This window comes from Phenylobacterium sp., from assembly GCF_041920015.1.
In the GTDB taxonomy this organism is placed as follows: domain Bacteria; phylum Pseudomonadota; class Alphaproteobacteria; order Caulobacterales; family Caulobacteraceae; genus Phenylobacterium.
Map to the genome: position 1 here is coordinate 1 of NZ_JAYRST010000088.1, position 12,221 is coordinate 12,221.

At 69.0% G+C, this 12,221-nt stretch carries 14 protein-coding genes; 3 read left to right on the forward strand and 11 right to left on the reverse strand.

The window, feature by feature from the left end:
• From ACE3TL_RS14590 to ACE3TL_RS14605, 4 genes are all read right to left on the reverse strand, one after another.
• The coding region (locus tag ACE3TL_RS14590; protein WP_374579406.1) for a biotin carboxylase N-terminal domain-containing protein at positions 1-1,237 on the reverse strand (1,237 nt) is incomplete at its 3' end.
• A gap of 54 nt (positions 1,238-1,291) precedes the next feature.
• A complete protein-coding gene (locus tag ACE3TL_RS14595; protein WP_374579407.1) occupies positions 1,292-2,503 on the reverse strand; it encodes a TetR/AcrR family transcriptional regulator in 1,212 nt (403 codons plus the stop codon).
• A gap of 64 nt (positions 2,504-2,567) precedes the next feature.
• The gene (locus ACE3TL_RS14600; protein WP_374579408.1) at positions 2,568-4,736 is read right to left on the reverse strand and encodes a molybdopterin cofactor-binding domain-containing protein; all 2,169 of its coding nucleotides are present in this window, start codon (positions 4,734-4,736) and stop codon (positions 2,568-2,570) included.
• Positions 4,737-4,738: 2 nt separating this feature from the next.
• Complete coding sequence (locus ACE3TL_RS14605) at positions 4,739-5,206, reverse strand: (2Fe-2S)-binding protein (RefSeq protein WP_374579409.1); 468 nt, start codon at positions 5,204-5,206, stop codon at positions 4,739-4,741.
• Positions 5,207-5,465: 259 nt separating this feature from the next.
• Here ACE3TL_RS14605 and ACE3TL_RS14610 point away from each other — a divergent pair, with 259 nt between their 5' ends.
• Positions 5,466-5,786: a UrcA family protein gene (locus ACE3TL_RS14610; protein WP_374579410.1), complete on the forward strand. Its 321-nt coding sequence runs from the start codon at positions 5,466-5,468 to the stop codon at positions 5,784-5,786.
• A gap of 72 nt (positions 5,787-5,858) precedes the next feature.
• Here ACE3TL_RS14610 and ACE3TL_RS14615 read toward each other — a convergent pair whose 3' ends face one another.
• The 3 genes from ACE3TL_RS14615 to ACE3TL_RS14625 all read right to left on the reverse strand — a co-directional run bounded on the left by ACE3TL_RS14615 (position 5,859) and on the right by ACE3TL_RS14625 (position 8,652).
• Positions 5,859-6,629, reverse strand: coding sequence for a DUF4908 domain-containing protein (locus ACE3TL_RS14615; RefSeq protein ID WP_374579411.1), 771 nt, complete (start codon positions 6,627-6,629; stop codon positions 5,859-5,861).
• 52 nt (positions 6,630-6,681) lie between these two features.
• Positions 6,682-7,407 (reverse strand): beta-ketoacyl-ACP reductase, encoded by a 726-nt coding sequence (locus ACE3TL_RS14620; protein ID WP_374579412.1) that lies wholly within the window; start codon positions 7,405-7,407, stop codon positions 6,682-6,684.
• A gap of 69 nt (positions 7,408-7,476) precedes the next feature.
• The gene (locus tag ACE3TL_RS14625; protein ID WP_374579413.1) at positions 7,477-8,652 is read right to left on the reverse strand and encodes an acetyl-CoA C-acetyltransferase; all 1,176 of its coding nucleotides are present in this window, start codon (positions 8,650-8,652) and stop codon (positions 7,477-7,479) included.
• Positions 8,653-8,834: 182 nt separating this feature from the next.
• Between ACE3TL_RS14625 and phaR the strand changes: the two genes are divergently transcribed.
• Both phaR and ACE3TL_RS14635 read left to right on the forward strand, forming a co-directional pair.
• On the forward strand, positions 8,835-9,440 hold the full coding sequence (gene phaR / locus ACE3TL_RS14630; protein WP_374579414.1) for a polyhydroxyalkanoate synthesis repressor PhaR: 606 nt from the start codon (positions 8,835-8,837) through the stop codon (positions 9,438-9,440).
• 30 nt (positions 9,441-9,470) lie between these two features.
• Positions 9,471-9,791 carry a hypothetical protein gene (locus tag ACE3TL_RS14635; protein WP_374579415.1) on the forward strand — a complete coding sequence of 107 codons (321 nt, stop codon included), beginning with the start codon at positions 9,471-9,473 and terminating at the stop codon, positions 9,789-9,791.
• 8 nt (positions 9,792-9,799) lie between these two features.
• On the opposite strand, the gene ACE3TL_RS14640 is transcribed toward ACE3TL_RS14635, so the two are convergent.
• From ACE3TL_RS14640 to ACE3TL_RS14655, 4 genes are all read right to left on the reverse strand, one after another.
• Complete coding sequence (locus tag ACE3TL_RS14640; protein ID WP_374579416.1) at positions 9,800-10,654, reverse strand: DUF1963 domain-containing protein; 855 nt, start codon at positions 10,652-10,654, stop codon at positions 9,800-9,802.
• Positions 10,655-10,722: 68 nt separating this feature from the next.
• On the reverse strand, positions 10,723-11,022 hold the full coding sequence (locus ACE3TL_RS14645) for a DNA-binding protein (RefSeq protein WP_374579417.1): 300 nt from the start codon (positions 11,020-11,022) through the stop codon (positions 10,723-10,725).
• Positions 11,023-11,153: 131 nt separating this feature from the next.
• Positions 11,154-11,582 carry a hypothetical protein gene (locus tag ACE3TL_RS14650; RefSeq protein WP_374579418.1) on the reverse strand — a complete coding sequence of 143 codons (429 nt, stop codon included), beginning with the start codon at positions 11,580-11,582 and terminating at the stop codon, positions 11,154-11,156.
• A gap of 74 nt (positions 11,583-11,656) precedes the next feature.
• A partial coding sequence (locus ACE3TL_RS14655) for a glycosyltransferase family 2 protein (RefSeq protein ID WP_374579419.1) occupies positions 11,657-12,221 on the reverse strand: 565 nt, incomplete at its 5' end.

Consider the following 12,221-nt stretch of genomic DNA (forward strand, 5'->3'; position numbering starts at 1 on the left):
ATTCCGCCAGCGCGCGACGCGCCTTGGCCGCGGCGGCCGGCAGGTCCGGCGCCTGGACGATCACCTTGGCCAGGAGGGAGTCGAAGCGGGCGCTGGTGCGATAGCCGCCATAGCCGAACCCGTCGACGCGCACGCCGGGCCCGGACGGCGGCTCATAGGCGGCAAGCACCCCGCCCGACGGCTTGGCCGCACCGTCCGCGCCCATGGTCTCCAGATTGACCCGCGCCTGGATCGCCACGCCCTGGGGCGCCGGAACCTGATCCTGCACGAGGCCGAGATCGGCTAGGGAGCGGCCACGCGCGACCTCGATCTGCAGACGGACGAGATCGAGGCCGGTGACCGCCTCGGTGACCGTATGCTCGACCTGCAGCCGCGGATTGGCCTCGATGAAGACGATGCGCTCGCCCGCGACCAGGAACTCCACCGTGCCGAGGCTGCGATAGCGGGCGGCGCGGGCCAGGGCGACGGCGGCCTCGAACAGGCGCTCGCGGGTCTCGCGCGCCAGCATGGCGGCCGGCGCCATCTCCACGACCTTCTGCCGCTGGCGCTGGAGGCTGCACTCGCGGTCCCACAGGTGGGAGACGACCTGGCCGTCGCCGAGAACCTGCACCTCGACATGGCGGGCGTGGGGCAGGAACTCCTCGACATAGAGCGCGCCGTCGCCGAACGCGGCACGCGCCTCCGACGCGCAGCGCTCGAACGCCTCGGCCAGTTCCTCGCGCGAGCGGGCCGGCCGCATGCCGCGCCCCCCGCCGCCGGCCACCGCCTTGACCATCACCGCCCCGCCAGCGCCCAGGCGCTCCAGGAAGTGCTGCGCCTCATCGAGGCCGACGCCGCCCGCAGTCCCAGCCAGGATCGGCACGTCGCAACGCGCCGCCAGGTCGCGCGCCGCGCCCTTGTCGCCGAACAGCTCCAGCGTCTCAGGCGCCGGGCCGACGAAGGTGAGGCCAGCCTCGCCGCAGGCGCGGGCGAAGGCGGCGTTCTCGGACAGGAAGCCATAGCCAGGATGGATCGCCTCGCAGCCCTGCGCCAAGGCCGCGGCGATGATCTGGGCGCCGTCGAGATAGGCGGCCGGCCCGGCGCCCGTCAGCGCATGGGCGCCGTCGGCCTGGCGCACATGGAGCGAAGCCGCATCGTCGCTGGAGAACACGGCGAGCGTCTCGATCCCCATCTCCGCGGCGGTGCGGGCGATACGGATGGCGATCTCGCCGCGATTGGCGATCAGCAGCTTCTTCACAGGCGATCCCCTTCAGGCTTTTCCTGCACTTTGCCTGGGCGCCGCCGCGGCCGTCTAGGACTGCTTGGGCGACAGCCCCTCGAAGAACGGCCGCACATAGAGCGCCGCCGCCGTCTGCGGCGTCACGCCAGGCGCCCAGTGGTGCAGTTCGGCGGCGGCGTTGATCATCGCGGTCAGCATCTGGGCGCCGATATTGACATCCAGCGGCCGCACCGACCCGTCGGCGATGCCGTCCGAGATCAGCGAGGCGAAGCGGTCGGAGAGCCGGTCGAACTGGGCCACGAGCTGCGGCTGGATCGCTTCGGGGACCGAGGTCAGGGCCGAGGCGCGCAGCAGCGGCGCATCGCCGGCCATCTGGTATTCGACCAGGGCCGAGGCGACGGTGGTCAGCACCTGCAGGCCGCTGGTCGCCACCTCCTCGGCCTGACGGATCGCGCGGCGCATCACCTCGAAGGTGCGCTCGAAGCAAGCGAGGACCAGTTCGTCCTTGGTCTCGTGATGGTGATAGAAGGCGCCCTTGGTGGCGTTGAGCCGCGCCGAAATCTTCTCGACCGAAGCGCCGCGATAGCCTTCCTCGTTGATGAGCTGGGTGGCGGCCCGCAGGAAGTTCTCGTGCGAGGCCGCGCCGGTCGGCTGGACCAGGGCCGGCAGCGCCAGCGGGTCCCACGCCGCGCCGGGCGCGGCCAGCCCGTCGGCGGTGATCGAGAACACCCGCTGCGAGACACGGCCGAAATCCTCCGGGTCATGGCGCGGCAGCCAGACCGGCGCCCACAGCACCTCGGCGATCAGGATCTGGGCGCGGGCGCTGAGCGCCGACTTCGACAGCCGGCGCGTCTCGCGGCCCTCCAGCAGCGCACGCACGCGGCGGAACATGTCGACATAGGCGGCGTTCACCGGCGCGCAGTTCAAGGCCCGCACGTCGTTGAAGGCGGCCAGGGGCGGCGCCTCTCCCAGCCGGATCCGCCGACGGGCCTCGAAAAAGGCGTCCAGGAACAGGCGCAGCCGCTCGCGCGCGTCCGCTCCATGTGCGGCCTGCGCAGCCAGGGCGTTGTAGCGGTCGACGCTGTCGAGGAAGCAGGCGGCCGCCAGTTCCTCCTTGTTCCTGAAGTAATAGATGACCCCGGTCGGCACGAGCCCGAGCTGCGTGGCGACGTCGGCCAGGGTCATGCCCCGAACGCCCTTGCGGTTGAGCACGTCCACTGCCGAAACAATGATCGCGCTCTTGCGCTGCTCGAAGCGCCGGGTCGGCGCGCGCACGGTCGTCATGGCGTCATGTTCTCGGTTGCGAGGACGCCTCCCCGCGTCCTCGCCCCCACCATAGCAGGTTCGCTCAGGCCGTCTTCAACAGCTCAGTTTCGATGGGCAGGCGCCGGATGCGCTTGCCGGTCGCCGCGAAGATCGCATTGCACAGCGCCGGCAGCACCGGCGGCAAGGCCGGTTCGCCAAGGCCGGTCGGTGAGTTGTCCGACTTGATGAAGTGGGTCTCGATCGGCGGCGCCTCGCCGATCCGCATCAGGTGATAGTCGCCGAAATTGCTTTCGGCCGCCGCGCCGTCCACGATGTTGATCTTCTGGTGGAGAGCGACCGAGAGGCCGTCCAGCACCGAACCCTCGACTTGGTTGAGCGCGCCCATCGGATTGATGACGTGGCGGCCGACGTCGGCGGCGACCCAGACCTTGACCAGCTTGATCGCTCCGCTCGGATCGACCGCCGCCTCCACCACCTCGGCGAAATAGCCCAGGTGGCTGTAGTGGAAGGCCACGCCCAGGCCGTGGCCCTTGGGCAGCTTGCGGCCCCAGCCGGACTTCTCGGCGACCAGCTTCACCACCGCGGCCATGCGGCCGGCGGCGTAGCCCGAGGCGCCCTCGCCCACCATCGGCTTGTCGCCCAGCAGCTTGAGGCGGAAGGCCACCGGATCGGCGCCCGCCGCATGGGCCAGCTCATCGATGAACGACTGCACCACGAAGGCGATGGCGTTCGAGCCCGGCGCCCGCAACGGTCCGGTCGGCACGCCGCACGGCATCAGCGAGGAATCGTAGCGATAGTTGGCCAGGAAGCGGGCCGGGAACTCGGTCGGCGACATGCCGGCGCTGCGCGCGAACGCCCCTTCCTGCCCCAGGCTGACGAAATGGTCGTGCCAGCCGACGATCTCGCCGGAAGCGCTCACCCCGCCCTTGAGGAAGTGCCAGCCGGCCGGGCGATAGAAGTCGTGGCGCATGTCGTCTTCACGCGTCCACAACAGCTTGACCGGTTTGCCGACTTGGCGGGCGATCCAGGCCGCCTCGACCATGTAGTCGTTGGAGAGCCGCCGCCCGAACCCGCCGCCGCAACGGATCAGGTGGATGGTGATCGCCTCCGGCGCAATGCCCAGGGTCTTGGCGACGAGTTGGCGGCCCGGCTCGGGGTTCTGGGTCGGCGCCCAGATCTCCAGCTTGCCGTCCTTGAAATGCGCCGTGCAGTTCTGCGGTTCGAGATTGGCGTGGGCGAGGAACGGATAGGCGTAGGCCGCCTCCACCGTCTTGGCCGCCCCGGCCAGGGCCGCGGCCACGTCGCCGTCGTTACGCTCGGTCTTGCCCGGCGCTTTCGTGGACAGCTCGACCGCGCGAGCATCGAAGGCGGCGGACGATTGCGCGCCGTTTGGATGGTCGGCCCAGGTCGTCGCCAGCCTGTCGCGGCCCTTGCGCGCGGCCCACCAGCTCGTGGCGACCACGGCGACGCCGGGCAGCAGGCCGTCGAGCGACTCGCCGCCCTCGACGACGAAGGCGTCGGTGACGCCCTTCACGCCCTTGGCCGCCGCCAGGTCGGCGCCCGCCACCTTCGCCCCGAAGACGGGCGCCTTCTCGAAGGTGGCGTACAGCATCCCCGGCAAGGTCACGTCGATGCCGAACAGCGGCTGGCCGGTGATGATGGCGACTGTGTCGACCTGACGCTTGGGCTGGCCGATGATCTTGTAGTCGCCGGCGTCCTTCAGCGGCACGGTCTTCAGGTCGGGGACCGGCGCGCTCGCCGCCTTCGCCGCCAGCGAGCCGTAGGTCGCCTTGCGGCCCGAGGCCTTGTGGTGGACCACGCCCGAGGCGGTCGTGCATTCGCCGGCCGGCACGCCCCAGCCTTGCGCCGCCGCGGCGACCAGCATCACGCGGGCCGCGGCCCCCACCCGGCGCAGGCCGTCCCAGTTCAGGGGCGTGGCCATGCTGCCGCCGGCGAACTGGACGCCGTAGAGGGCCGGGTCGCTGTCGGCCTGGCGGGTGCGCACCGCCGACCAGTCGACGTCCAGTTCCTCGGCGATCAGCATCGGCAGCATCGTCTTGACGCCCTGGCCGATCTCCGGGTTCTTGGCGGCGATGGTCACGGTGTTGTCCGGCGCGACCTGGACATAGGCGTTCAGTTTGCCGCCCGCCTCCGCCGCCTCGCCCTTGCCAGCGATGGAGAAGCCGATGACCAGGCCGGCGCCGGCCAGGACCTCGCGGCGCGACGCGGTGGGAAAGGTTCCGTCAGCCATCGTCAAGCCTCCGCCGCCTGGCCAGAGGCCCGCCTTATGGCGGCTCTTATGCGGGTGTAGGTGGCGCAGCGGCAGATGTTGCCGCCCATCGCCTCGTCGATATCGGCGTCGCTGGGCCGGGGCTTGGTCTTCAGCAGGGCCGTGGCCGACATGATCTGGCCCGGCTGGCAGTAGCCGCACTGGGCGACGTCGAGTTCGATCCAGGCGTCCTGGACGCGCTTGCCGACCGCATCGGCGCCCACGCCTTCGATGGTGACGATCTTGGCCGCGCCGACCGCTTCGACCGGCGTCGAGCAGGACCGCAGCGGCGCCCCGTCGACATGTACCGTGCAGGCGCCGCAGGCCCCGACCCCACAGCCGTACTTCGGCCCCAGCACGCCCAGCGTGTCGCGCAGCACCCACAGCAACGGCGTGTCGCCGTCCACGTCCGCGGACATGGTCTTGCCGTTCACGTTCAGCCTGAAGGCCATGGCGCGTCCTCCCTTGTTCGGAGGGAGCCTAGCGGCGCCGCATGGCCGGCGGCAAGCTGGCGACGCCCCAGCGGCGAGGTTCCAGGTTTTATTACGTCTAGTTCAGAATTAATTCCATGTAATAGTTCATATGAACTTTCGTTTACTTCCTTAAAAGTGCGTCATTACGTCGACTTAACAAGACTTCGCTGTACGCCCGGCGCTATCTCTTAGTCATCGGCGGCCCACACAGCCCCACAGATGAATTGGGAGAATTCAGATGACCAAGTTCAGCAACACCCTCGCCGGCCTCGCCACCCTGGCCCTGGCGGCCGTTCCGGCCCTTGCGCTCACCACCGCCGCCCACGCCGCCCCGGCGGTGGTCAAGGTTTCGGACCTGGATATGGCTTCGGCGCACGGCGCTCAGATCCTCAACCAGCGCGTCAAGATCGCGGCCGGCAAGGTCTGCACCGATCGCAACCCGCGCGACCTGTCGGCCCGCGCCGCCTGCATCGACAGCGTCTATGACGAAGTGCACGACGCCCTGACCGCCCGCAGCGTCATGGCCAAGGCCCAGTCCACCGAGATCGCGCGGCGCTGAGGCCTTCACCTCCCCGCCCGAGCGCTCGCGCGAAAGGCCCGCCACCCGGCGGGCCTTCTCTTTTTGTCGGGATCAGCGCGAGCCGGCGGCCTGCATGATACGATTGGACGAGGGGCGGCCGGCCAGCCCGTCAGCCGGGGCGACGGTGATGTGCATCTCGTCGCCATGCATCACCGCCGAGGGTTTGCGGCCCTCGACCAGCTTCACCTTGCGCATCTTGGCCAGGACCGAACGACCGTCTGGCCGGCGCGACATGCGCACCACCGCCTCGGCCGTCACATTGGCCGCATCGGCGACGACCGCCGAAGAGGCCGGCGAGGCGTCCGCCTCGAAAGGAATGAGCCGCCGGGCCGCACGCGTGGCCTTGGCGCTCGCCTGGGCCAGACGCTCCAGCAGCGCCTGCGGGCTCAGCGGCAGGAGCCGCAGCGGCCCGCCGACGCCGGTCAGGGCCGCGGGCGAACCGCCGGGCCGGTCGGGCGTGAACAGGGTGAGACCGCCCAGCCGCGTGGCCCGCAGCATCGGCTCGCCCAGGTCGTTCTTGTAGATCACGTCCCCGCGCGGAGCCGGATAGGGGCGCAGCGTCCAGATTTCCGAGCTGTCCTCGAACTTCATGTAGACGCGGGTCTGGCTGCGATCGAGGACGAAGGCGTCGCCATCCTCACTGACATAGCGCGCCACTGGCGGGCTGACGCCCCGCCCGGGCAGGGGCCGTTCGCCAAACAGCCCCTCCCGCAAAGTCTGCGGCCCGGCCAGCGCGCTCGCCGGGCAGCCGACCCCCATCGCCGCAACGAACGCCGCGACGACGAAGGGTACGCAAGCTGACGCCGGTCTTTCGCTCACCATCAAGCTAGGCGAATGCCCTTTGAGTGGGGCGCTTTTTGGACCGCCGCCAAGCTTATCCGGCCATGTACTGGCCACCGTTCAGCGACAGGGTCGATCCGGTGACGTAACCGGCATGCTCCCCGGCCAGGAAGGCGACCATGTCGGCGATCTCCTCGCCCTTGCCCAGGCGGCCCACCGGAATCTGCCCGATGATCTGGGCCAGGACGTTCTCCGGCACGGCCTGCACCATCTCGGTGTCGATATAGCCGGGGCAGATGCAATTGACCGTGACGCCCTTGCGCGCGTTCTCCAGCGCCAGCGCCTTGGTGAAGCCGATCACCCCGGCCTTGGCGGCCGAATAGTTGGTCTGGCCCATCTGGCCCTTCTGGCCGTTGATGGAGGAGATGTTGATCACCCGGCCCCAGCCGCGGTCGCGCATGCCTTCGATCACATGACGGGTCATATTGTAGACCGAGTCCATGTTCACTCGGATGACTTCGGACCACTGTTCCGGGGTCATCTTGTGGAACACGCCGTCGCGGGTGATGCCGGCGTTGTTGACCAGCACCTCGATCGGCCCGAGTTCGGCCTCGACATCGGCGACCGCACGGCCGCAATCCTCGAAGACCCCCACATTGCCCTTCACGACCATCACGCCCAGCTCGGCCGCGCAGGCCTGGGCGGCCTGCTCATTGCCCGAATAGCCGGCGGCCACCTTGAAGCCATCCGCCTTCAGCCGCTCGACGATCGCACGGCCAATGCCGCGGGTTCCGCCAGTCACGAACGCCACTCTGCCCATCGGGCTTGCCTCCCATTTTTTTGAACTCGAGGGGCGCCGGTTGATCCGGCGCTCCCCTTTCTTGGATCGTCAGATCGCTTCGACGCACATGGCGACGCCCATGCCGCCGCCGACGCACAGGGTCGCCAGGCCCTTCTTGGCGCCCGAGCGTTTCATCTCGTGCACCAGGGTGGTGAGGATGCGCGCGCCCGACGCCCCGATCGGGTGGCCGATGGCGATGGCGCCGCCGTTGACGTTCACCTTGGCCGGATCGAGGCCGAGGTCACGCACCACGCAGATCGACTGGGCGGCGAAGGCCTCGTTGGATTCGACCAGGTCGAGGTCGCCGACGCTCCAGCCGGCCTTTTCCAGCGCCTTGCGGCTGGCCGGGATCGGGCCGGTGCCCATGATTTCCGGCTCGACGCCGGCATTGGCCCAGGAGGCGATGCGGGCCAGCGGCTTGAGGCCGCGCTTGGCCGCCTCGTCGGCGCTCATCAGCACCAGGGCCGCGGCCCCATCATTGAGGCCCGAAGCATTGGCCGCCGTGACCGAGCCGTCCTTGGCGAAGGCCGGGCGCAGGCCCGAGACGCTTTCCAGCGTCGCGCCATGGCGGATGTACTCGTCCTGATCGACGACCGTGTCGCCCTTGCGGCCCTTGATGGTGACAGGCGCGATCTCGCTGGCGAACCGGCCGGCCTTCTGGGCGGCCTCGGCCTTGTTCTGGCTGGCGACGGCGAACTTGTCCTGCTCCTCGCGGGTGATCTGCCAGCGGGCGGCGATGTTCTCGGCCGTCTGGCCCATGTGGTAGCCGTGGAACGCGTCCCACAGGCCGTCCTTGATCATGGTGTCGACCAGGGCGAGGTCGCCCATCTTCTGGCCCGAGCGAAGCTGCTGGGCGTGGGGCGCCTGGCTCATGCTCTCCTGACCGCCGGCGACGACGACCGCGGCCGACCCGTCGGCGATCTGCTGGGCGCCCAGCGCCACGGCGCGCAGGCCCGAACCGCAAAGCTGGTTCAGGCTCCAGGCCGGGCTCTCCACCGGAATGCCGGCGTTGACGGCCGCCTGGCGGGCGGGGCCCTGGCCGGCGCCGGCCTGCAGCACCTGGCCCATGATGACTTCGCTGACGTCGGCGGCGGCGACGCCCGCGCGCTCGACGGCCGCCTGGATGGCGATCTTGCCCAGTTCATGGGCTGGGAGGCTCGAAAGCGCTCCATTGAACGAACCGACCGGTGTCCGGACGGCAGAGACGATGACGACGTCGCTCATGGGCGTGTTCCTCCAGGCTTCTTAGCTTTTTTCATCTATTGATAAAGGTCAGGGCGAGGGCAAGGGGCGAAACAGGTTCGCCTGAACAGAACCTCGACTTTCCGAAGTCGCTCGCATCCGCGATACTGCGGTGCAAAGATGAGCCGCCGCCGCGGGGAGCGGCCTCGACAAGGGATTTTGGGATGGCCGACACCCAGGGAGCCGACGACGGCCGCGTCGTCATCAAAAAGTATGCGAACCGGCGACTCTACAACACCGCCTCGTCCTCCTACGTCACGCTCGAACACCTGTCCGACATGGTGAAACAGGGCGTCGACTTCGTGGTCTACGACGCCAAGACCAACGAGGACATCACGCGGACCGTCCTGACCCAGATCATCTTCGAAGAGGAAAGCCGCGAGGGGCAGAACCTGCTGCCCATCCAGTTCCTGCGCCAATTGATCGGCTTCTACGGAAATTCGATGCAGGCCTTCCTGCCGAGCTATCTGGAGCTGTCGCTCGCCACCTTCGCCGAACAGCAGGAGCGGATGCGCGCCCAGTTCGCCAGCATCGGCCAGGGCAAGGGCCTGGGCGGCGCCTACGAGGAGCAGATCCGCCAGAACCTGGCGATGTTCGACCGCGCCATGAAGATGTTCTCGCCCTTCGCCTATGCGCGGCCTGAGGAGCCGGCCAAGACTGCGCCGGAGCCGGCGGCGCCCGCCGCGGCGGCCAGCGACGAGACGCTCGACGCGCTCAAACGGCAGATGGCCGAGATGCAGGCCCAGATCGAGAAGCTGGCCAAACGCTAGCTTAACCGGCTTGCCTTAGGCTTCTCCGCCATGACCTCGCCCATCGACCCTCCCCGCAGGTCCAACGGCGTCCGGCGCGTGCGGCGTTCGGACGATGCTGCGCGCCCGGACTCGACGGATCGCAGCCTGCCGGTGGTCTACGAGCCGGCCCCGCCGCCAGCGCCCGCCCCTTCCGCCCAGCCGGAAGCCGCCTTCGCAGCCCACGTCCTGGGGCAGGACGGGCACAAGCGCGGCTTGCGCGGCGGCAAGGAAACCCTCGACAGCGCCCGCAACCTCTACAACAAGATCGAATATTCCGGTTCGGCCGACCGCCGCAGACCCAAGGGCCGCACCGCCCGGACCGACGTCTGAACCCGCGCTCAGTAGGTGTGCCAAGCCCCGACCGCCTTTCCGAACTCGCCGCGACGCGCATCGGAACGACGGATGAAGACGTAGAGCCGGCCGCCGTCGCCGAAATTCATCTTCAGGTCGGAATCGGAATCCACCTGCAGCAGCAGGCGCCAGTCTTCGGCGGCGCGCTCGATGTCCGGCGGGACCTCGCCGCCATAGTCCGGGTCCGGCAATCCTCGGACCATGTGCTCGCAGAGCAGCGGAAACCGGTCTTCCTGGATCTCGTCGGGATAGCCGCCGCCGCGATGGGCCGGCCCTTCCGGCTCGGGCGTCAGCAAGTCCTCGACCCACCCGCCAAGCCCGCGATAGTCCACGCCCAGCCAGTCGATGCTCGGGCCTGAACGGCCGGCCTCGAAGCCGACGCGGCGCTCGGGAAAGGCCGCCTCGCCCTCCGTCGCCGCGGCGGCCGCGTCCAAACCATCGTGCAGGATCGTGACCACGTCGGAAAAGCCGTGCCGCCAATCGTCGTAGAAGGCGTAGATTCGTCCCGTGTCCGGCAGCCAGTCCGGGCCACCAGCGGCCCCGACCTCGGCCAGGTCGAGCTGAGCCAGAAACTTCCGCGCCCCGCGCTCGCCCTGCGGATGGGCCACGCCCGCCGGCAGGTCCGGGCGGCCGCCCAATTTGGAAAAGCCCGGCTTGTCGGCGGGGACGAGCCCCAGCGTGGGCTCGGCGAGCGCCGTCTGGCGTTCACGAATCTGTGCGACCACCACGGCCAGTTCAGGATCGCGCGCGTTCAGCGTCCGCTGCGTCGCCGCCATGCTGCGCCACCACAGGATCGCGCCGGCTAAGAACACGGCCAGGACGACAAGAACGACAATCAGCATGGTTCTCTCCCCAGGGGCCTTATCATGCCGAAGCGGTCAGCAGATTTAAGAACAAACAATGAACAATATCACCTGAAGCCGCCCTTCAGCCGCGCCACTTCCGCCTCCAGCGCCGCCAAGCGGCCGGCGAGGTCGCCCTGGCCGGGGACGGGCGTCGAGATTCCGGCGCGGTCGGCGACCTCGGCGGCGGGCACGCCCAGCAGGTCGGCGAAAATGCCTACCTCCTCGGCGGAAAGTTCCCTCTGATCCTTGAAGGCCAGGGCCAGTTCGGCCTCGGTCATGCCGGCGGCGGCCGCCATGATCCGAGGATTGAGGCCCCGTTCGGCCAGTTTTTCCTCGAACCACTGACGATCGAAGAACAGGGCCATCAGGCGTCCCCCGGTTGGCGCCGGTCTTGCTTAACGACGGATGAATCCGTTGCAGTCGGGACACCCATGCTCGCCATCGCCACCCGCATCTTCGACCTGGCCGTCGTCACCCTGATCTTCACCGCCCTGACCTAAGGGTCTCCCGGCCCGAAGTCGATGTCGCGGCGGGCCGAGACGATGGTGACGATGAAGCCGGCCAGCACGTCCAGCAGCACCATCACCCCCAGCAGGAAGAAGGTGGAGGTGGCGAAGGCCGGCGCCAGCAGGAACTCCACCAGGCAGCCGATGAACAGCAACAGCGACAGCGCGTGATTGACGATCGCCGTGCGGCGGCTGGTCGTCGATTTCAGCATCTCGATGAACAGCACGATCAAGCCGGCCAGCAGCAGCAGGTCGCCGAGCGTCACCGGCCACCGGACCCCGGTGCTCATGGCGACGTCGAACATCGGCTCGCTCATCCGGATCGCCGCCTCCTGCGAGCCGAATCCGCCGGGCAGCGTCACGGCCGCCAGGTTGTAGGCGAGCACCGGCAAGGCCAGCAGCGGCAAGGCGGCGAACATGACAACCCCTCCCCCTTCGGGATCGAGCAGGAGTCTCCGCTGCTTTTCCAGACGCGACAAGCGCAAGCGCCCTTCTAGAACTCGTCGACCACGCCCGGCAGGCGCGAGCGCGATTGCAGCCACATCACGCCGAACAGGTCCGAGAGCGAGGCCCAGAGCCGCCCCAGGTTGGTGTACTTCGACTGGCCCGTCTGGCGGTGGCGGTGGTTCACCGGCCGGAAATCGACCCGGTAGCCTTCGCGCAGCATCAGGGCCGGCAGGTAGCGGTGGATGTGGTCGAAATAGGGAAGCCGCAGGAAGGCCTCGCGCCGAAACGCCTTGAGGCCGCAGCCGGTGTCGTTGGCGGTGTCCTTGAGCAGCTTCTTGCGTACGCCGTTGCCGAACTTCGAGGCGAACTTCTTGGCGGCGCTGTCCTGCCGCTTCACCCGCTCGCCGCCGACCAGGACCAGGTCGGGCGGGCCGGCCTTGAGCGCGTCCACCAGGCCCGGGCCATCGGCCGGATCGTTCTGGCCGTCGCCGTCCAGGGTGACGATGACATCGCCGCGGGCGGCGAGGATCCCTGTGCGGATCGAGCGGCTCTGGCCGGAGTTCTTCGTATGGCCCAGCACGCGAAGCTGGGGGATCTCGGCCTTCAACGCG